The following is an 18,793-nucleotide window of genomic DNA, read 5'->3' as shown; positions in this document are numbered from 1 at the left end:
TGAGATGAAGCTAGGGCCACTTGAGGATTCCCGCCGCAGAGAGGCATGGCTGCGGGCGTCCAATGAGATCACCGCGGCCCTGCTGAGCGGAACGTCAGGCAACGAGCTGTCCCTCATCGCCCAGCACGCGAGAGAGGTGGCGGGCGCGCCGATGGCGGCGATAGCCCTGCCGGACGAAGGGCGCGAGAACCTGATCTTCGAAGTCGTCCAAGGAGCCAGAAACCTCTCAGGGACAACGGTAGCCATCACCGACACCGCCTCGGGCCAGGTGTTCCGCACGGGCGAGCCGATGCTGATCGACAGGTACAGCGAAGTGGCGGCGAACTGGAACTCAGGCCTGTCACCCGACCTGCTGAAAGAACTGGGCTCAGCGGCCATAGTGCCCCTCCCGGCCCCCGACGAACCCCTCGGCGTCCTGGTGCTGGTGAGATTGCGCGACGAACCGAGGTTCAAGCAAGCAGACCTGGAGCTGCTGAGGAACTTCGCAGCCCACGTGGCGATGGCGGTGCAGTACTCCCAGGCCAGGGCGGACCAGGAACGCCTCATGGTCTTCGAGGACAGGGAACGCATCGCCCGGGACCTGCACGACCTGGTGATCCAACGGGTGTTCGCGACAGGGATGGCACTCGAAGCAGCGGCAGCGGTGATCGGCGTCGACCCGGACGACGCGGCGACCCGGGTACGCCACGCGGTGGACGACCTGGACGTGACGATCCAGGAGATCAGGACGACGGTGTTCGCCCTGCAGCAGGGAGCGACCGAGAGCCTCCGCTCAGAAGTGCTGTCCACAGTGGAAGAAGCACGAAAAGGTCTCGGCTTCGCCCCATCCGTGCGCTTCAGAGGACCAGTGGACACAGCGGTGCCCAGGGAAGTGAACGACCAACTGCTCCCGGTACTACGAGAAGCACTGTCCAACATGGCCAGACACGCTCACGCGACAGCGGCGACGATCGAAGTCGTACTGGACGAGGACCTCCTGCTGCGCGTGACGGACAACGGCGTGGGAATCCCACTGTCAGGCCGTCGAAGCGGCCTGACAGTGATGAACTCCAAAGCAGAGCGACTCGGCGGAACCTTCACGATCAACCACCTGACCCCAGGCACAGAGCTGCACTGGCGCGTCCCACTCACGTGACACTCAAACAGAAGCGGCAGCGGCTGGCCATTGCCGACACAAGTCAGCGCCGTTGACCACATGGAGCGCGACTCCCCGGGGCAGAAAGCCCTGAAGAAACCCCGAAAGACCTGGGAAGCCGAGAAGCCAAAGAGCGGCGCCGATTCTACATGGGGTGGGGTGGCCGTAAGCTTGCGGGCGTGGAGAGTCCCGCCACTTTGGAAAGTGCTGGACCATAGGGAGCGAAAGGGGCTCCGCCTTTACGCTCGATGAGGCCACCCCGGGGTTCCCATCTCAAATCGGCGCCGCCCCAACCACCAAAGGCCCAAACACCCCAGCACAGCGAACAGCACCAAAGCCCAGCCCGAAGAGCCAATCACGGGAAGCACAGCGACAGAACCCAGCCACCAAGGGCCAATCACTGAAGCAGGAGCCTCCGCAGAACGCCAAAGAGCCAAAAACCACAGCACAACAACACAGGCGAGAACGGAAAACTACCCAGCGCTGGGATCATTGACCCGACCGAGGAAAAGCGGAGCCCCGGTACCAGTATCGGTGATGACAAAGAAGAACGGACGGTCCACAGTAACCCGGTACGACTGCGGAGCCGAAGTGGTGACGACCTCAACGCCGGTAGCGGCGGCAGCCTCGGTCCCCTCCTCATCGACCTGAACGAAAGTCTTGTGCCGCACGGAACCGATAGCCAACGGCGTATCCCCGGTGATCCCGCTGAAATCAGCCCCGGGACCGAAGGCATCGGCCATCCCGGCCTGGGCGAGAGTCTCGGAAAGATCCATACCGGACCGGACGGTGAACCGGGGCAGGGCCAGCTCGACAACAGCAGGCTGAACCTCCTTGAGCAAGGCGCCAACCCCCTTGCCCCGCAAGGCATCCACCGAAGCAGGAACGATCACGGAAAAGGCCAGCTTCCCACCCTTGTAAGGAAGCGTGACGACCTGGTACCCAGGCCCCTCGGCGTAACCGAGCTGAGCCGTGGGCTGCTGGTAAGGATCGTTGCGCATCATGGGAACGTCGACCTTGGTCCCGTCCCCACGGGTGAAGGGCGCGTCGGTAGTCTTCGAGCGCGGAAACTCCCGGGCCCAAGCGGCCTTGAGGTACAACGCGTTGGTCAGGACGAGCCGCGTGTCGGAACTGATCGACGTGGGAGGGAAGAGATCCGGGATCGTCCCGGCGGTCTGGTCGGCGACGGTCTTGTTGATCCGGTCCCGCGAACCACTCGGGTCGCCGACGAAGTCAGCGTCCTGCATGGCCGTGCCGAACTGGTCCCGCAGAGTGTCCCGGTAAGCAGGTTTCAGGGTGAGTCCCCGCTGAGTCCAGACCGTGTTGGAGATCTTCAAGTCAGTCTGGTCGAACGCGGGCAGCCGGGGCCGCACACCTTCGGGCAAGCGCAGCACCTTGTTCATCTGCGCCGCCGTCTCCCCCACCGCCCCCGCGGCCACCATCTGCAATGCCAGCGAGACACTCACCGGCGACACCACCAGGTTGGGTGTGTCGGCGAGCGTAGGCGCGGAAAGCAGGTCGAGCCCGAACGCGTCAGTGGCCGCGACCAGCGCCGACATGTCGGACGACACCTGCTGGGCGACCGGCAGCGGCGGCGGGAGCGGCTCGTTCGGAGCCGGTTGCGCACCACAAGCAGCAAGCAGCAAAACCAGGCCAAGCGCCAATGGCCGCGCCGAAGTTCTCATGCCAGTCAGACGGAACCCGGCGCGGCCATGGTTGCACGACCGCGCCCCTCCCGCAGAGCCATCCCGCCGAACACCTGTGACCGATGTGCGTTGTGGCCAAACCGGACCACCTGTGCGCAGGCGTGGCTCACCGACCAGTCGAGCGCGCATGCCAACAAGCACCGCACGAAGATCACCGCCGAGTCCGGTGTCGAAGTCTCATCCGAGACAGCCCGGCCGGATGACGCACCGCCAAAGACCACCAGCCTTGGCGGCGTCCCGGCGGCGCCGTCGGCAACCGTCCCGCTGGAGTCCACCTCCGGCCGGGCCGGACTCCCATCCGGCGGCGGCTCTAGCCGGTGGTGACCTCGGTGATCGTCACCGGTTTCTTCGGTTCGCCGTCTTGCGAACCGTCACCGACCCCGTTCGCGACCACCTGGCCGAGCGTGGTCTTCCCGGTGTCGTCGAACGTGCCGAGCACGGGGTAGTTCGGCGGAATCGTCGAATCCCCGTAGACGAGGAAGAACTGGCTGCCGTTCGTGTCCGGCCCGGCGTTCGCCATCGCCACGTACCCCGCCGGGTAGGTCACCACGCCCTCCCCCGCCGGTTTGAAGTCCGTGGGGTCCTCGCTGGCGTACTCGTAGCCAGGGCCGCCCTGTCCGGTCGCCGACGGGTCGCCGCACTGCAGGACCTTCAGCGTCGCGGCCGTGGTCAGCCTGTGGCACCGCGAGGCGTCGAAGAACTTCTTCTCCGCCAGGAACAGCATGCTGTGCACGGCGCACGCCGCCTTGCCGCGGTCGAGCGTGACGGGGATCCTGCCTTCGCTGGTCGCGAGCGTGATCGTGACCGTTCCGCTGGCCGGAACCTCGGCCGGGTTCGTCGGCGTTCCCACGTCCTTCGTGTTCGGTCGTCCCGGAGTCGCCTTGTACTGGCAGCTCTTGGTGGCGCCCGCGGTCGGCGGCGTGGTGGTCTTCCTGCTGGTCGTCGGCCGCTTCGAGGACGTCGTTCCGCCGTCGCTCGCGGCCAGCGCGACACCGTCCACGCTGCCCCGCCCGGGAACGAGTACCGCGACGAGAACCGAGGCCACGACGATCAAGACGACGGCGACGACACCCGCGATCAGCGGCGCATTGGTTTTCCCGCCGCCTGGTCCCCCTGGTTGTGGATACGTCACGGCCGCCCCTTCTGGTTTTGTCCGTCGCTGCCGGACAGGGTACGGCCGTGCGGATCAGGCCAGGAACCGGACCAGGTGACCGGCCACAGTAGAGGGTTGTTCCTCGGCGAGGAAGTGGCCGCACTCGGTGATCGCCTGCGCGGTCACGTCCTCGGCGTACGCCCGCCAGATGTCCGCGGTCGGCAGCTTGCCCAGCAGCCCCGCTTCGCCCCACATGGCCAGGACGGGCATCGTGAGCTTGCGCCCGGCGTCGGCTTCGTCGTGGTCGTGGTCGGTCGGGAACGAGGCGCGGTAGTCGTCGAAACCCGCGCGCAGCGCACCCGGCGCGGAGAACGCCCGGATGTACTCGTCAGCCGCGTCGAGGCCTTGCCGCTGGTAGGTCCAGCGCTCGAAGAAGTACCCCAGGTAGGTCGCGATGTTCTGCCCGGCGAGGAGTTCCGGCAGGTCCGGCTGGAGGTGGAACAGCCAGTGCCAGTACGCCCGCGCGATGTCGGCGGTCATCCGCTGCCACATGTCCCGCGTCGGCAGGATGTCCAGGATCGCCAGCCGGGTGACCTCGTCGGGCCGGTCCAGTGCCCAGCGGTGCGCCACGCGGCCACCTCGGTCGTGCCCGACCACGCTGACCTGCTCGAATCCCAGTCCGCGCACCAGTTCTGACACGTCAGAGGCCATCGTGCGCTTGTCGTAGCCGTCCCTGGGTTTGTCGGTGCGGCCGTAACCGCGCAGGTCGGGCGCGATGACTGTGTGCTTGTCCGCCAGGTCGTCGAAGATCTTGTGCCAGCAGTGGGACGTCTGCGGCCAGCCGTGCAGCAGCACGACGGGCGGCCCCTCCCCACCGCGCAGGTAGTGCATCCGGATCCCGTTGACTGTGGCCATTGCTGATTCCATGTCTTCTTTCTAACCCTATGAGGGGGTTAGAATCAAGGGGTGGACTGGATCTTCGACGGCGGACGGCCGTGCATCGACCTCGTCAACACCCGCAGGAACCGCCATCTGGACGGCTACGAACTGCTGACCGACCCGGCCAGACTGGCCGAGTGGCTGGTGCTGGCGGGGCACGTGGAGCGCCCGCAGCGCGTGACGGCGGAGGACCTCGCGCTGGCGATCGACCTGCGCGAGGCCGTCGACCGGCTGACCAGGGGCACGGTGCAAGCCGCGGACGTGCGGCTGGTCAACCGGATCGCGGCTCAGGTGCCGGTCCCGCAGTTGCGGATCGAGGACGACGGTCCACGCCGGGTCATGCGGTCGTCGGCCGGCCCGGTGCGCACGGCACTGGCCGAACTGGCCGCCGACGCGATCGACCTCGTCACGGCCGGGTCATTGGTGCGCATCTGCGCGTTCGACGACTGTGGCGTGCGGTTTCACGACACATCGCCCAAACACAACCGGCAGTGGTGCTCAATGGCCCGCTGCGGCAACCGCGCGAAGGCCCGTGCGCACTACGCGCGCCGCAAGCGGCCCAGTAGTTCGACACAGTAGTCCGCCACAGTAGTTCGGCCCAGGTGTGACCGTCAGCCGTTGATCTGTTTGGTGATCCACTCCGCGACGACGTCGATGCGGGCGACGGTCTCCCGGCCCGGCTGCGGACAGGTCGGCCCGTTGTTCACGATCGCGACGAGCGTTCCGGTGCGGTCGTCGGCCGAGGTGAAGAACGGGCCGCCGGAGTCCTGCTTGCACGGACTGTTCTCGACGGTCTTCGGCACGACCGACTGGACCTCCAGCGTGGTCGAGTTGATCTTCGCGACGGTGAACTCGCCGCTTTTGAGGTGGTCGGACGGTTTGATCACGGTCGGCGAGAGCGAACCCCAGCCCGCGAACCGCAGCTTCTGACCGGACTTGGGCTTGTCCTCGGCCAGCTTCAGCGGTGTGACGTCGGGGACGGGCACGCTCAGCTTCACCACCGCGAGGTCGTTGACCCGCGACTGCCGGACGTCGACGACCTCGGCGGTGTACCCGCCTGGATCGCTGTCCTTGAGCTTCCCGATCACCACTTTCATCGTGTACTGCGGTTTGCCGCTGACCGGGCGGTCCTTCACGTCGTGGAAGCAGTGCCCGGCCGTGACCACCCACTGCGGGGCGACCAGCGAACCGCTGCACGCGCCGCTGCGCACGCCGCCGCTCGGCGTCGGGATGTCGTCGGAGGTCAGCTTGGCGTTGAACGGCAGAACCTGGGGTGCAGGCGGCGGCGCGGGCTGGGGTGGCGGCGATGGTGGCGTGGTGGTCGTGGCTGGATTCCCATTCGGCTCGGGACTGTTGTACATGTCGCCACCGCGCGCGTCGGTTTGATCACCTTGAGCAGTCGTTCTGACTTCCTGGGCCAATGCGTAGACGAAGGCCGACCCGGCACCGACGAGGACGGCCGCCGCGATCACCCACAGGCGTAAGAGCGGACGCCTTCGAGAACTCTTGCTCACACATTGATGTACGAACAAACCGCGCCCTTGGTTGCGTGAATGGCGAGAATCGGCATGGATCTTGTGGCCTAGGACACGGTCAGTTCCGCGCGACGCGTTGCGCGACGGCCGGGTCGTCGAGCGCCGCGCCGAACTTCGGCACGTCCAACCCGATCCGCGTGGCGTAGTCCTTGAAGACCGCACGCTGGGGAACGGTCTGCTCCGCCCAGAGAGCCTGGTTCTCGTACATCATCCGTACATCGGCTCGAGCTTTCCCTGCCGCGCGGCGGCTTCGACGGCACGAGCGGCCAGTTCGGCGTTGCGGTGGCTGGGGATGGGGATGGGGATGGGGATGGGGAAATAGCGCACGATGAACGTCACCTTGCCGCTGTACTCCGCGCACAGCTGTTCCACGCCGGGAAACGCGGCGCCGCAGGCCTCGCATTCCAGGTCCAGGAACTCCACGACGGTGCCCTTGCCGTCCGGCGCGGGGGACAACCGGTGGCTGTCCGGGCGAACCAGTTCGGCGGCAGGCGCGCCGTCCCGTTGCCGGGCGGCGATCGGATCGCCGGGACGGTTGACCAGGAGAAGCAGGCCGACGACCAGCACCGCGACAGCGACGATCGTCAGCGAGACTTTGGCATTCTTGGACACGGCAACACTCCGGCTCTGGCGCATCGGTGGGGCGTCACCGAAAAGGACATGCGGTGACGTGCGGGAACGCTGAGAACGCGATTCCGCCTATGTCCGGGACACGCAGCGCTGGGCGAGTGGTGGAGTGTGCGACCGGATCCGTTGCATTCGCCGGACAACGGCTCGCGCGAGCGGCTGGACGGTCGACTGGCCGGGCTTGAACAGCCCGGCCAGCGCGAAAAGCACAGCGAGGAAGACCATCAGGCAGGCTTCGACCACCCCGCCGCCGTGGCCGCTGTCCTGCACGGGCCGACCGGTCGCCGGAGTGCCGGTCACCAGCGCGTTCTCTCCGACCGCGCAGCAACCGGTGTCGGTCGCGACGGCGTCGCAGATGGTGCCTTGGAGCGGACTGACACCCAGCACGATGGCGAGCGCGGCGAGAACCCGCGCAGGCTCCTTCGTGCCGCCAGCCATGCCGTCCAGCGTACCGGCGTTATGTAAAGGACAGGTGTGTGCCAGTCTGTGTCACGTTTTCCGCATTGCGCGCACTTGTCGACAGACCGGACTACCCGCTCACTAGACCATTTGGGTAAACCCTCTGTAACTGGATTATGGAGTACGGCGATGATTGGTCACGCGGCGTGAGAAGGAGGTAGCGGTTATCCCCAGCAAATGTCGTCCGCCGGATTGCCGTTTATCTCCTCAGCAGGGCAGGCCAATGAACGACAGGTCATCGGTGTGCGCCACGCTCGGCGAGCCGCTGAGCCGTGGCGGTGCCGCGCGGCGTCGCGTGCCATCCTTTCGACCGCCCGTGCCGGCTCTTGACCAGCAGGCCGCGTTCGGCGAGCGCCTTGCCGCTGCGGCTGATCTGCGCCTCGTGCGTCCCGAGTTCGACGACGATGTCCGCGCTCGTGATGTGCGGCCGCTCACAGACGAGCAGCAGCATCCGCGCGGCCCACGAGTTCGGGTCGAGCGTGTCGGCGAGGATGGTCTGCCGTGCCCGGTCCAGCCCCGCGCGGGCGACTTCCGAGAGGGTGATGAGCGCCGTCTCCAGATGAGCCGTCGCACCGCCGGGACGCAGGCGCATCGCCGCTTCCCGCATGACTTCGAGCGCTTGGTGCAGACTGGCCGCGTCCGCCAGCAGCGTGGCGTCCACGAGCCAGCGGCTCACCGCGGCGATCCACCGGTTGACCACCGGTTGCTCACCGAGGAACTTGCCGTCCCCGGTCTCCTGCCTGAGCAGGTCCGCCCAGACCTCGAGGCCCTGCTGCAGACCTGTCGACGACTGCGTGGCCGTGTTCGCTTCCGCCGGAGACGCGCCCGTCCTGCTGGCGACCATTTCGCGACCACCGCCCATCGTCAAGGAAGTGTTAAGTATGGATCCGGCTGACGCTTATGTCAACCTCTACGACTTGCTTCGGCTCGTCGACGCGAGCGTGTTGAGCGACTGGTCGGACAGCGAGCAGGTCAGGGAGATCGCCGACCAGGTCCGGCTCGACGTCGAGCGCGACGGCGTGCTGTCCGGGCAGCTGCTGCCGGATCCGTTGATCGAGAGCCCGGGGGTGTTCGGCGTCCTGCTGGGGCTGGACCTGGCGCTGCTGCACGCCAGCAAGGAGATGGACAGCCTCGCGTTCACCCCGCTCGACCGGCTGCGCACCCGGCTGACGATCACGGGCAGGCTCAACGACGAGACCAGCGGTTTCCTCGTGTTCAAACGGGCTTCGTCGCTGCGCCCGACCGAGGATCCCGAGCACCTCGACGACTTCCTGCACCTGATCCGCGTGTCCCCCTACGAAAGCGCGGACCTGCACATCCAGTTCGTGCCCGAGCTGTACGACCTGCCGGACATGGAAGCGATCGCGGACACCGAGGAACTCGGCGCACCGCCGCCGCTGACCATCGCGCAGCTGCCCTTCCTCGCCGAACCCGAGGACGTGGAATGGGCGACGATCGACGCGCGCGGGACGTTCTACTCCACCGCGCCCGCCAGCGCACGGCTGCTGCCGCATCTCGGTGACGCCCTGACCGCTCTGGACGAAAGCGGCGCCGTGCTCGGCGTCCTGTCCGAGGCGTGCCTCGACGACGCCCTGCTCGGCAAGTGGTGTGAACTGCTCGAATCCACCCCGCGGCCCGAAGGCGGGTTGCTGACCTGGATCGTGCTGGGCAGCGGGCCCGTGACGGCTGCCGGGCCGCCGCTGCAAAGCCTCCGGCCGCCCAACCGGGCCGTGCTGGTGCACCGCTCAGGGCGAGCGCGGCTGCTGCTGACCCAGGACAAGCAGACCGGGTTCACGTTCACCGTGGACAAGCAGCACGAGTACCGGGTCGATCTCGGTGACGTCAAACGGGACGAGTTCATCCCGCACGTGCACCAGCTGAACCTGCTCGAATCGCGGCTGGGGCGGTTCGGCGTGCAGATCTGCGAGGATCTGGGACGGCCGGAGCGGCACCAGTCCGTTGTCTCCGCCGGGGTCACGCATCTGGTCGTGCCCGTGCTGGCCGCGTCCATGTGGAATCAGGGCTGGCAGGCCAGGGCAGGCGAGACCCTGGGGGTCCGCGGCGGGATCAAGGTGGCGGTGAGCAACAGCCTCGCCATCCACCGGTTCTTCAACGAGATGCCCTCGCCGACCCTGCTGGTCGTGTCCGGTCCACACGGGACTCAGGACCACTACCTGCGGTCCGAGGAAATGGTCAGGGTCTACTCGAACGTCAACGGAAAGACGATGGAGGCGAGGGAGGACGCGCTGCGCCCGCGCACAGCCGAGTGGTGAAGGTCCACAGTGGGCGGGCTCGCCACCCACTGTGGACGGTGCTCGTCAGCCCAGTTTGGTGATCCTGTCCCGTGGGCCGGGGGCCACGGGTGCGCCTGCGCCGAGGTGGGCCACCAACGCGTCGACGTCGAAGCCCGGCGCGGTCGCCCGTGCTGTGCCCGCGGTCAGTTTCGTGAAGCCGTCGCCACCGTTGGCCAGGAAGTCGTTGGTGGTGACCCGGTAGCTGGCGGCCGGGTCGACCGGCGTGCCGCCGAGCGCCAACGCGGACACCCGGTCACCAGCGAGCTTCGTGCTGTCGTACGCGTACGTGAAACCTGCCGAGATCTGCAGGATCCGCTGCACGGTCTGGCCGCCGAACCCGATGAACTGCTGCTCCAGGACTTCCTTCAGCTGCGCGCCGGTCAGGGTCTGGGTCACCACGAGGTTGTTGAACGGCTGCACCGTGAACGCCTCGCCGTACGTGATGTCGCCGGGGGCTTCACCGCCTTGTGACGCCGCGAAGCTCAGGTCCGCGCGGATCCCGCCCGGGTTCATCAGTGCTATCTGGGCTGATGCCTGCGTTCTCGTGTATGCGAGCTGGGCGTCGGCGATCACGTCGCCGAGTGCGCTCTCCCCCGCCGGTGTGGTGGCGCGGCCGATGTCCGCGGTGATCTTGCCGACGATGCGGTTCGCGATCGGGGCCACCGCTGTCCGGTACTTGTCCACGATCCGTTTCGCGTCCGCGTCGACCAGGGCCGGGTCGCGGATGAAGGCGCCGGACGCGTCCGTCGCCCAGGTGCCGTCCGGCTTGCGGACACCGTTCTCGGCGATCACGTTCCGCGCGGTGACCTCAGCGAAGCGCTTGCTCGCCCGGTTGAGGGTGAAGTCGATGTCGGTCACCAGGGTTCCGCTCGAGCCCGCGCTGGTCACCACCGTGTTCGCACCGGCGGAGTTGGGCAGCGCGCAGCTGTAGAACCTGTGGGTGTGGCCGGAGACGACCACGCCGTACTCCGGGCGCAGGCCCTTGACGATGTCGGTGATCGGGCCCGCGAAGTTCGCGCAGCTCGACGGGTCCTGCACGGGCGGCGGCGGGTTCTGCTGGCCGCCCTCGTGCACCAGCAGCACCAGCGATTTCACGCCGATCAGGCGCAGCAGGTCCGCGTAGAGGTTCGCGGTCTTGATCTCGTCGAGGAACTCGACGTTCTGGATCCCCGCCGGGTTGACGATGCCCGGCGTGCCCTTCAGCGTCATCCCCACGAACCCGACCGGCACGCCCTGGACGAACTTGATGTCCACCGGCGCGAGGATCGGCAGCCGGGTCTTCTTGTCCACGACGTTCGCGGCCAGGTAGCGGTAAGCGGCGCCGTCGAAGCCGTCGCCGTCCTGGCAGCCGTCCGCCGGGTGGCAGCCGCCGCGCTGCAGGCGCTTGAGTTCGGTGACGCCTTCGTCGAACTCGTGGTTGCCGACCGAGCTGACGTCCAGTCCGAGCTTGGACAGCACTTCCACGCTCGGTTCGTCGTGGAACGCCGCGCTGATCAACGGTGTCGCGCCGACCAGGTCGCCGGCGCCGACCGTGATCACTTGCCTGCCCGCCGCCGCACCGGACGCGCGCAGGCGCTTGACGTGCGTCGTGAGGTATTCCACGCCACCGGCCGGTGTCCCGTTGACCAGGCCGCCGCTGCCGGACGGCGGTTCGAGTGCGCCGTGGAAGTCGTTGAAGCCCAGCAGCTTGCCCTTGACGGCCGCACGGCCCGACACACCGAGTTCGGTGTCGTGACTGACCGCGATCGGCGTCAACGGTGTCCACTGCTCATCCGGCTGAGCCGGGGTCTGCGCCCACGGCGTGACCGCGACGAACGCCGCCACCACCCCGAGGGCCAGGCTGGCCCGGAAAACCGACCCGACACGTGACACATGGGCCTCCAACACATCGGCACGCGGACCCATGCATCCTGCCTTGCCCCGCCACTCTTTGGGTGAACGACGAATAACGGGTTCCCGCCGGGCGTTGCCGAAAATCTTCAACGGAACCGGCGTTACGAACCCTTCAAATCCACACAGGACGGCGTCGGCACGGCCCGGGGAACCGTGCTGGGCTGACCACTGGGGGGCGGTCAACCCAGCACGGGAGGGGGACGCCAGGAAGTATCTGGAGTCCACATCGGCCACAGGAACCCGGGTTCGGCACCTTGGCGTCCATAACGGACATTCGGATGCCTGTTCCTGTTGCCGAGGAACCTCCTCGTACCGACTGGACTGGCGCTGTGTCCAAAGATGCATCGCGCTCGTGTCCACTGTCAACGGGTTCAGCCGTGCCTGAAGCCCGGCCGCTCCTGTTGCGTGCGAGCGCGTCGTGAGCGGGCTCGCCGGGCCTGTCTGCCGTCCCACATGACCTTGGCGTGCGCGGCGTAATGTCCGTAGATCCGTTCGGCCACAGCGTTGTGGCCGGATATTCTTCGCCACCACGGCGGCGCGACCCGCTCGCGCAGCCAGCGGCAGCCGATCGCGAACCCGCGCGGACGACCACCTGGAATGCGAGGAAACCAGGCAATCCGGACGGAAAACCCGGTTCGCCGAGCAGGATCAGCCGGGTCAGCACCTCCTGCGTCAGCCGCGCCAGCGGGAAGGCGAACAGCCAGAACAGGCAGGCAGGCGCGAACGCGCCGACCCGTACTCTGCCTGAGGCCAGCAGGACGCTGTACGCCACCGGGCAGTCCGAGCGGGAACGCCAGCGTCGCCGCCGCGACCACCGCCCAGTTCCACGGCTGACCGACCGCGAGCGCCATCATGCCCGCCGCCGCGCCCGCGATGAAACAGACCGCGAAGCCTGGCAGACCCAGCTCCGCCGCCTCGCGCACTCGTGCGTACGCCATCAGCCGACGACCACGCCGAAGCGGACCAGCGAGTGGAACAGCATGCCGAGGTAGAACACCGCACCGAACCCGATGATCACATTGGTGTGCCACTTCGAGCGGATCGGCTTCGGCAGCATCTTGTTGTTCACCAGCAACAGCACCACTCAGTACGAGCCCATCGCGAACGTGGACAGGAACACCAGGATGTCCAGCACCGCGCCGGGACCGTCGACCGGGCCGAACAGCAGGACGAGGATGCCGGAGGTGATCACACCCCACAGCAAGCCCGCGTAGCGGTGTGACATCTCGAACCGCTTGGCGCCCTTGACGAAGAAGTACGTCATGTCGCCTGGCCGCGGGAGAACGAGTCGAACAGGCCCAGCGTGGCGTTCAGGCCGATCAACGCGATGAAGCCGAGGAAACGCCGCCGAGGACAGATCCGCCCGCTTTCGCGAACGCGTCCGACGCGGTCATCCCACACCGGCCGCGCAGGTGGGAACGACCGGGAACATCCGCCTCTTGATTGCGCATACGTGCGCATAGCATGCTTGAAACGTGCAGCTTTGATCACCGGGCTGCACTGTCCTGCGTCACCCTCACCGCCGAGGAGAAGGCATGCGCCTACTGGCTGCGCTTGTGCTGATCGGGGTGGTCCTCGTACCGCCACCCGCCGCTTTCGCGGACACCGCCGGCAACGTCACCGGGTTCACCGGGTCCGGCAACACCTATACGATCACCGCCGGTTCGGCGAAAGTGCGTGTGGCCTTCGCCCGGCCGGACATTTTCCGGTTGTGGCTCGCACCGACCGGCAGCTTCACCGACCCGGCGGGCACCAAGCTGGCCATCCGCACGGACTTCGGCCAGGTCACCACGACGGCCACCGACGAAGGCACCTACCACCGCATCGCCACCAACGCTCTCTCACTGCGGGTCTACAAGCAGCCGATGCGCTTCGAGCTGTACAAAGCGGACAACTCGACGCCGGTGTGGCGTGAGTCGGCCGGGTTGACGTGGACGAGCAGCCAGACCACCCAGCGCCTGGCCAGGGGCGCCGACGAGCAGTTCTACGGCACGGGCCTGCGGCTGGGTGATTGGGCCCTGCGCGACAAGAGCGTCCCGATCGCCGTCGACAACAAGTGGCGCGAGAACAACAACGCGAGCCCGGCGCCGTTCTACCTGTCCACGGCCGGGTACGGCGTCATGCGCAACACGTGGGCGAAGGGCCAGTACGACTTCGCGTCCACTGTGGCCACACGGCACGACGAGAGCCGGTTCGACGCGTACTACTTCGTCGGCGGTTCACTCAAGGACGTCCTCGGCGACTACACCGACGTCACCGGCAAGCCCTTCCTCGCACCGATCTGGGGCCTGGAGATGGGCAACGCGGACTGCTGGAACGCCTCCAACCCGGACTACACCGGCGACCACGACCGCGTACGCCACCAGGTCACACCGGATGTCGTCGGATACGCCAACGACGCGCGGGCCGCGGACATGCCGTCCGGCTGGTTCCTGCCCAACGACGGGTACGGCTGTTCCTACAAGGATCTGCCGAAGACCGTGACCGACCTGAAGGGGAAGGGCTTCCAGACCGGTCTGTGGACGCAGCGCAGCCTGTCCAACATCGACTGGGAGGTCGGGACCGCGGGCACCCGCGCGGTGAAGACGGACGTCGCCTGGGTCGGCGGCGGCTACCAGGGCGCGTTCGACGGCGTCCAGTCCGCCGTCGACGGCATCGAGCGCAACGCCGACGCCCGGCGTTTCGTGTGGACGGTCGACGGCTGGGCGGGCACCCAGCGCAACGCGGTCGTCTGGACCGGCGACACGTACGGCACGTGGGACGACATGCGCTGGCACGTCCCGGCGATCGCCGGAGCCGGGTTCTCCGGGTTCAACTACGCCGCGGGCGACGTGGACGGCATCTTCTCCGGATCGCCCAAGACCTTCGTGCGTGACCTGCAGTGGAAGGCGTTCACCCCGGCGTTGATGACGATGTCCGGGTGGGGTGCGACGAACCCGCAGCCGGGCTACAACGACAAGCAGCCGTGGCGGTTCGCCGACCCGTACCTATCGATCAACCGCAAGTACCTCAAGCTGAAGATGCGCCTGACGCCGTACTTCTACACGCTGGCACGGGCCGCCGCCGATTCGGGCGTGCCGACCGTGCGTGCGATGGCGCTGGAGTTCGAGAACGACCCGACCGCCCGTGGCAACGCGACGTCCGGGCAGTTCATGGCGGGCAACGCCTTCCTCGTCGCCCCGGTCGTGTCCGACACGACCACCCGTGACCGGATCTACCTGCCCGCCGGGACGTGGACCGACTACTGGACCGGCAAGGTGTGGACCGGCCCTGGCTGGCTGGACGGCTACAACGCGCCGCTGGACACGTTGCCGCTGTTCGTTCGGGGCGGCTCGATCGTGCCGATGTGGCCGCAGATGAACTACGCCGGCGAGAAGCCCTCGACACCGATCACCTACGACGTGTACCCGAACGGCACGTCCACGTACGACCTGTACGAGGACGACGGCCTGACCAGGGCGTACAAGAACGGCGCCGCCGCACGGCAGAAGGTCGACGTCACCGCGCCGACCAGCGGCACTGGCGACGTCCGTGTCACCGTGGGCGCGTTGACCGGTTCGTACACCGGCAAGCTCGCCAACCGCGGCTACGAGTTCGACCTGCACGTGGCCAACGCGCCAAGTTCGGTCACGCTCGACGGCACAGCGCTGACCAAGTACACGACCCGGGCGGACTACGACGCCGCCACTTCCGGCTGGTTCTACGACGGTGTGCTGCACACCAAGTCCGCGTCGCGGTCGACCGCTTCCGGGTTCACGCTGGTCGCGGCGGGAGTCGGCATCCACACCGGGACGCCGGTCACCGGTTCGCCGTCGATCCCCAAGTCCGCGTGGAAAGCGACCGCGGACAGCGAGGAGACCGCGAGCGAGAGCGGCGCGGCCGCCAACGCGATCGACGACAAGCCGGAAACCCTGTGGCACACCAAGTGGTCCGGCACCGCAGTCCCGTTGCCGCACGAGCTCACCATCGACATGGGTGCCTCCTACGGCGTGGACAGCGTGTCCTACCTGCCCCGGCAGGACAGCGGGTCCAACGGCCGGATCGGTCGCTACGAGATCTACGTCTCCGCTGACAGGAACGCGTGGGGAACGGCGGTCGCGGCAGGCGAATGGGCCGACACGCCCGGGTTGAAACGTGCCTCGTTCACGGCGAGCACCGGGCGGTACGTGAAGATCCGGGCCTTGTCGGAGGCGGGTGACAGCGGGCCGTGGACCTCAGCGGCCGAGATCAGCGCGACAGGCGCGGCCCGATGAGGCGAAGGGACCTGCTCAAAGCAGCCGGTGCCGGCCTGCTGCCGGTCAACCTCCGGCAGGCACTGGCGATGCCGGTGCCTGCCGGCGGGATGGACGCCATCGAGCACGTGGTGATCCTGATGCAGGAGAACCGGTCCTTCGACCACTACTACGGGACGCTGCGCGGTGTCCGTGGCTTCAGCGACCCGGCGGCGGTCAGATCGGTTTTCCAGCAGGCGAAGTCGGGCGGCGGCACGGTACTGCCGTACGAGGTCGGCGACGAGTTCATGGAAGGCACGCCGCACGACTGGGGAACCAGCCACACGGCGTGGAACAGCGGCGCGCAGAACAACTGGGTGACGTCCAAAGGCGTGCGGACGATGACCTACCTGCGGCGGCGTTCGCTGCCGTTCTACTACGCGCTGGCCGACGCGTTCACGTTGTGCGACGCGTACTTCTGCTCCGAGATGGGCCCGACCAACCCGAACCGGTTCTACCTGTTCACCGGAATGATCGGCTACGAGCCGGGCTCGACGCGCCGGGCCATCGACAACGACTCGTGGTCGGACCCGAATCACGCCGGTTACACGTGGAAGACCTACGCCGAGCGCCTGGAAGCGGCAGGCCGCACCTGGGGCGTGTACCAGGAATGGGACAACTACGGCGACAACTCGCTGGAGTACTTCGTGACCTTCCTCGGTGTCGCCCGCAAAGTGCTGGCGCGCACGGGGTTCACCAAGTTCCAGTACTTCTGCGACGCCTTGCTCCAGGCGAATCCCGCCAAGCAGGAGCAGATGCTGGCGGACCTGGCCACCGGACTGGGGACGCTGACCACGAGCGAACGCCGCCTCTACGACCGGGCGCTGCGCCGCGTCCGGCCCGGCACGCTCGCGGCGTCGTTCAAGGCGGACGTCATGGCCGACCGGCTGCCCGCGGTGTCGTGGATCGTTGCCCCCTACGAGGAATCGGAGCACCCGACGGCCGGGCCGAACAGCGGCGCGCACCTCGTCAGCGGTGTGCTCGACGGGCTGGCGTCGAACCCGGCGGTGTGGAACAAGACCGTGGTTTTCCTCAACTACGACGAGAACGACGGGTTCTTCGACCACATCCCGCCGCCCGCACCGCCGGTGAACGCCGACCAGGGGCAGTCCACGGTGTCGGTCGCCGACGAGATCACCCTCGGCGTGCCGATCGGGCTCGGGGCCAGGGTGCCGATGATGGTGGTCTCGCCGTGGAGCAGGGGCGGGAACGTCTGTTCGGAGATCTTCGACCACACGTCGGTGATCAGGTTCCTCGAGAAGTGGACGGGGACGGCCGAGCCGAACATATCGCCGTGGCGACGGACGGTCTGCGGCGACCTGACGTCCACACTGGACTTCACGGCAGGTGGCGGTTACCCGTCGTTGCCTGCCCCGGTGCCGACCAGCGGCCCGCGGCCGACGTACCCGGCTCCCCCGCCGTCGCAGGCCCACCCGCGGCACGAGCCCGGCATCCGTCCGTCCCGCGCGCTGCCGTACGTGCTGGAGGCGTCCGGCCGGGTCGCGGCGGACAGGTTCTGGATCGACTTCGCCAACACAGGCATGGCGGGAGCCCATTTCTACGTACACGCCAACGCTTTCCGCACCGACGGCCCGTGGCGGTACACGGTCGGCGCCAAGGCTTCGGTGTCGGACTATTGGGCGGCGGGCGGCGGCCCGTATGACCTGATCGTCAGCGGGCCGTGCGGGTTCGTCAGGCGGTTCGTGGGCAACCGCAACACGTCACGCAGCGCCGTGACACTCCGGTACGCGGCGGGCGAGAACCGCGTGTACCTGCGGATGACCAACAACGACAGCGCTACCCGCACGTTCACGGTCAGCGTCGGCAACCGCCCAGGCGGGCCGTGGACCTATTCCGTGGCACCTGGCTCATCCACAGAGGACTACTTCACGGCCGTGGACGGCTGGTACGACGTGACCGCGACGTCACCGGACTTCCTGCGCCGGTTCGCAGGACGGATGGAGAACGGACGACATCGGACCAGCGACCCGGTGATGGGCTCAGGTGCGCTGGCAGCGACTGTGCGTTCGTCGTCAGGAAAGGAAACGCAGCTCGACCTCGGCGCTGTTCACACGGTCACAGGCCTGACCTGCGAGGGTACCGGCCCCTACGAGCTGTACCTCGGAACACGCGAGAACCAGTGGCACCAGGCAGCAACGGGCACGTTGTCCGACGCGGCGACCATTCGCACGTGGCCGACGCAGGCCCGGTACATCAAGCTCGTGGCGAACGGCAGTTCCGGCTTGTCACCCATGGGCTGGTAACAGGCTCACGGGACGATGCCCCTGCCCCCGCCGGGACATCGTCCCGTGTTCAGCGATACTCGGCACGTGTCAATCCACAACGCGATGGACGGCCACTTTTGCGGCAACGTCCTGCAAGCGGGAGCGATCCACGGCGGCGTGCACTACCACCAGCCCGGCCGAAACCCGTTGAACTTCCGTACCGGGCCGGAGCGGTCCTGTCGCGTGCCGAAGCGTTTCAACACCGTGCGGCACTGCCGGACTCACCGACATGTGTGCTGTCCGGCCTGGGCGGCGTGGGCAAGGCCCAGCTTGCCGTCGACTACGCCGAGACGATGTGGGCCTCGAACACGCTCGACCTGCTCACATACGCGTTCTGGGCCCGGACCACCCGGACACGTTCCACGTCCGCAACAACGTGGCCTACTGGCGCGCGGAGGCAGGCGATCTGGCCGGGGCCGCCGCCTCGGCCAAGAGGCTACTCGGCGATGTGGTGCGGGTATTCGGCGCTGACCACGCTCTCGCCCATATCGTCCGCGCCAACCTCGAGGACTGGACGTGACGGCCAGACAAGACGCGGCCACCACGGCACAATCCG

19 protein-coding genes are annotated in these 18,793 nt (G+C 67.5%); 6 read left to right on the top strand and 13 right to left on the bottom strand.

Features of this window, described 5'->3' with window-relative positions:
• Positions 1–4: 4 nt before the first annotated feature.
• A complete protein-coding gene (locus tag AOZ06_RS56415) occupies positions 5–1,135 on the top strand; it encodes a GAF domain-containing sensor histidine kinase (RefSeq protein WP_054290557.1) in 1,131 nt (376 codons plus the stop codon).
• A gap of 473 nt (positions 1,136–1,608) precedes the next feature.
• Here AOZ06_RS56415 and AOZ06_RS18540 read toward each other — a convergent pair whose 3' ends face one another.
• The 3 genes from AOZ06_RS18540 to AOZ06_RS18530 form a co-directional block, all read right to left on the bottom strand.
• Positions 1,609–2,820 (bottom strand): serpin family protein, encoded by a 1,212-nt coding sequence (locus AOZ06_RS18540; RefSeq protein ID WP_169798944.1) that lies wholly within the window; start codon positions 2,818–2,820, stop codon positions 1,609–1,611.
• A gap of 331 nt (positions 2,821–3,151) precedes the next feature.
• Positions 3,152–3,973 carry a peptidylprolyl isomerase gene (locus tag AOZ06_RS18535; RefSeq protein WP_054290555.1) on the bottom strand — a complete coding sequence of 274 codons (822 nt, stop codon included), beginning with the start codon at positions 3,971–3,973 and terminating at the stop codon, positions 3,152–3,154.
• Positions 3,974–4,027: 54 nt separating this feature from the next.
• Positions 4,028–4,861, bottom strand: a complete 834-nt coding sequence (locus AOZ06_RS18530; protein ID WP_054290554.1) for an alpha/beta fold hydrolase — start codon at positions 4,859–4,861, stop codon at positions 4,028–4,030.
• Between the two features lie 39 nt (positions 4,862–4,900).
• Between AOZ06_RS18530 and AOZ06_RS18525 the strand changes: the two genes are divergently transcribed.
• Entirely contained in the window at positions 4,901–5,452 is a 552-nt protein-coding gene (locus AOZ06_RS18525; RefSeq protein WP_054290553.1) for a CGNR zinc finger domain-containing protein, read from the top strand.
• A 32-nt stretch (positions 5,453–5,484) separates the two neighbouring features.
• Here AOZ06_RS18525 and AOZ06_RS18520 read toward each other — a convergent pair whose 3' ends face one another.
• From AOZ06_RS18520 to AOZ06_RS18505, 5 genes are all read right to left on the bottom strand, one after another.
• Positions 5,485–6,234, bottom strand: a complete 750-nt coding sequence (locus AOZ06_RS18520) for a S1 family peptidase (RefSeq protein WP_054296731.1) — start codon at positions 6,232–6,234, stop codon at positions 5,485–5,487.
• 232 nt (positions 6,235–6,466) lie between these two features.
• Positions 6,467–6,616 (bottom strand): hypothetical protein, encoded by a 150-nt coding sequence (locus AOZ06_RS60035; protein WP_225954792.1) that lies wholly within the window; start codon positions 6,614–6,616, stop codon positions 6,467–6,469.
• On the bottom strand, positions 6,616–7,020 hold the full coding sequence (locus AOZ06_RS18515; RefSeq protein WP_054290552.1) for a DsbA family protein: 405 nt from the start codon (positions 7,018–7,020) through the stop codon (positions 6,616–6,618). Before AOZ06_RS18515 ends, AOZ06_RS60035 begins: the two co-directional genes overlap by 1 nt.
• Positions 7,021–7,107: 87 nt before the next feature.
• The gene (locus AOZ06_RS18510) at positions 7,108–7,473 is read right to left on the bottom strand and encodes a hypothetical protein (protein ID WP_054290551.1); all 366 of its coding nucleotides are present in this window, start codon (positions 7,471–7,473) and stop codon (positions 7,108–7,110) included.
• A 256-nt stretch (positions 7,474–7,729) separates the two neighbouring features.
• Positions 7,730–8,338 carry a Fic family protein gene (locus AOZ06_RS18505; RefSeq protein WP_054290550.1) on the bottom strand — a complete coding sequence of 203 codons (609 nt, stop codon included), beginning with the start codon at positions 8,336–8,338 and terminating at the stop codon, positions 7,730–7,732.
• Between the two features lie 37 nt (positions 8,339–8,375).
• Here AOZ06_RS18505 and AOZ06_RS18500 point away from each other — a divergent pair, with 37 nt between their 5' ends.
• The gene (locus AOZ06_RS18500) at positions 8,376–9,767 is read left to right on the top strand and encodes a carbon-nitrogen hydrolase family protein (RefSeq protein ID WP_054290549.1); all 1,392 of its coding nucleotides are present in this window, start codon (positions 8,376–8,378) and stop codon (positions 9,765–9,767) included.
• Positions 9,768–9,812: 45 nt separating this feature from the next.
• On the opposite strand, the gene AOZ06_RS18495 is transcribed toward AOZ06_RS18500, so the two are convergent.
• The 5 genes from AOZ06_RS18495 to AOZ06_RS60020 form a co-directional block, all read right to left on the bottom strand.
• The gene (locus AOZ06_RS18495; protein WP_236952283.1) at positions 9,813–11,660 is read right to left on the bottom strand and encodes a bifunctional metallophosphatase/5'-nucleotidase; all 1,848 of its coding nucleotides are present in this window, start codon (positions 11,658–11,660) and stop codon (positions 9,813–9,815) included.
• 392 nt (positions 11,661–12,052) lie between these two features.
• Complete coding sequence (locus tag AOZ06_RS56410) at positions 12,053–12,619, bottom strand: hypothetical protein (protein WP_157233101.1); 567 nt, start codon at positions 12,617–12,619, stop codon at positions 12,053–12,055.
• Entirely contained in the window at positions 12,619–12,765 is a 147-nt protein-coding gene (locus AOZ06_RS60030) for a hypothetical protein (RefSeq protein WP_225954794.1), read from the bottom strand. The genes AOZ06_RS56410 and AOZ06_RS60030 overlap by 1 nt, the downstream gene beginning before the upstream one ends.
• Positions 12,766–12,945, bottom strand: a complete 180-nt coding sequence (locus tag AOZ06_RS60025) for a hypothetical protein (protein ID WP_054290548.1) — start codon at positions 12,943–12,945, stop codon at positions 12,766–12,768.
• Complete coding sequence (locus AOZ06_RS60020; RefSeq protein ID WP_225954795.1) at positions 12,942–13,082, bottom strand: hypothetical protein; 141 nt, start codon at positions 13,080–13,082, stop codon at positions 12,942–12,944. Before AOZ06_RS60020 ends, AOZ06_RS60025 begins: the two co-directional genes overlap by 4 nt.
• A gap of 134 nt (positions 13,083–13,216) precedes the next feature.
• Here AOZ06_RS60020 and AOZ06_RS18485 point away from each other — a divergent pair, with 134 nt between their 5' ends.
• The 3 genes from AOZ06_RS18485 to AOZ06_RS18475 all read left to right on the top strand — a co-directional run bounded on the left by AOZ06_RS18485 (position 13,217) and on the right by AOZ06_RS18475 (position 18,757).
• Complete coding sequence (locus AOZ06_RS18485; RefSeq protein ID WP_054290547.1) at positions 13,217–15,934, top strand: TIM-barrel domain-containing protein; 2,718 nt, start codon at positions 13,217–13,219, stop codon at positions 15,932–15,934.
• A complete protein-coding gene (locus AOZ06_RS18480) occupies positions 15,931–18,216 on the top strand; it encodes a phosphocholine-specific phospholipase C (RefSeq protein ID WP_054296729.1) in 2,286 nt (761 codons plus the stop codon). The genes AOZ06_RS18485 and AOZ06_RS18480 overlap by 4 nt, the downstream gene beginning before the upstream one ends.
• Positions 18,217–18,532: 316 nt before the next feature.
• Positions 18,533–18,757: a tetratricopeptide repeat protein gene (locus AOZ06_RS18475; protein WP_054290546.1), complete on the top strand. Its 225-nt coding sequence runs from the start codon at positions 18,533–18,535 to the stop codon at positions 18,755–18,757.
• The last annotated feature ends 36 nt before the right edge of the window (positions 18,758–18,793 follow it).

Origin of the sequence: Kibdelosporangium phytohabitans (assembly GCF_001302585.1) — a bacterium.
Taxonomy (GTDB): domain Bacteria; phylum Actinomycetota; class Actinomycetes; order Mycobacteriales; family Pseudonocardiaceae; genus Kibdelosporangium; species Kibdelosporangium phytohabitans.
Note: the sequence above shows the minus strand (reverse complement) of the source record. Positions and strands in the feature narration are given on the sequence as shown.

What these genes read in the sequence shown, in the direction of transcription:
- AOZ06_RS18505 (WP_054290550.1), bottom strand. Translation starts at nt 8,338, where the DNA reads ATGGTCGCCAGCAGGACGGGCGCGTCTCCGGCGGAAGCGAACACGGCC.
- AOZ06_RS60035 (WP_225954792.1), bottom strand. Translation starts at nt 6,616, where the DNA reads ATGTACGAGAACCAGGCTCTCTGGGCGGAGCAGACCGTTCCCCAGCGT.
- AOZ06_RS18540 (WP_169798944.1), bottom strand. Translation starts at nt 2,820, where the DNA reads ATGAGAACTTCGGCGCGGCCATTGGCGCTTGGCCTGGTTTTGCTGCTT.
- AOZ06_RS56415 (WP_054290557.1), top strand. Translation starts at nt 5, where the DNA reads ATGAAGCTAGGGCCACTTGAGGATTCCCGCCGCAGAGAGGCATGGCTG.
- AOZ06_RS18480 (WP_054296729.1), top strand. Translation starts at nt 15,931, where the DNA reads ATGAGGCGAAGGGACCTGCTCAAAGCAGCCGGTGCCGGCCTGCTGCCG.
- AOZ06_RS18530 (WP_054290554.1), bottom strand. Translation starts at nt 4,861, where the DNA reads ATGGAATCAGCAATGGCCACAGTCAACGGGATCCGGATGCACTACCTG.
- AOZ06_RS56410 (WP_157233101.1), bottom strand. Translation starts at nt 12,619, where the DNA reads ATGGCGTACGCACGAGTGCGCGAGGCGGCGGAGCTGGGTCTGCCAGGC.
- AOZ06_RS18520 (WP_054296731.1), bottom strand. Translation starts at nt 6,234, where the DNA reads ATGTACAACAGTCCCGAGCCGAATGGGAATCCAGCCACGACCACCACG.
- AOZ06_RS18485 (WP_054290547.1), top strand. Translation starts at nt 13,217, where the DNA reads ATGCGCCTACTGGCTGCGCTTGTGCTGATCGGGGTGGTCCTCGTACCG.
- AOZ06_RS18510 (WP_054290551.1), bottom strand. Translation starts at nt 7,473, where the DNA reads ATGGCTGGCGGCACGAAGGAGCCTGCGCGGGTTCTCGCCGCGCTCGCC.
- AOZ06_RS18500 (WP_054290549.1), top strand. Translation starts at nt 8,376, where the DNA reads ATGGATCCGGCTGACGCTTATGTCAACCTCTACGACTTGCTTCGGCTC.
- AOZ06_RS60025 (WP_054290548.1), bottom strand. Translation starts at nt 12,945, where the DNA reads ATGACGTACTTCTTCGTCAAGGGCGCCAAGCGGTTCGAGATGTCACAC.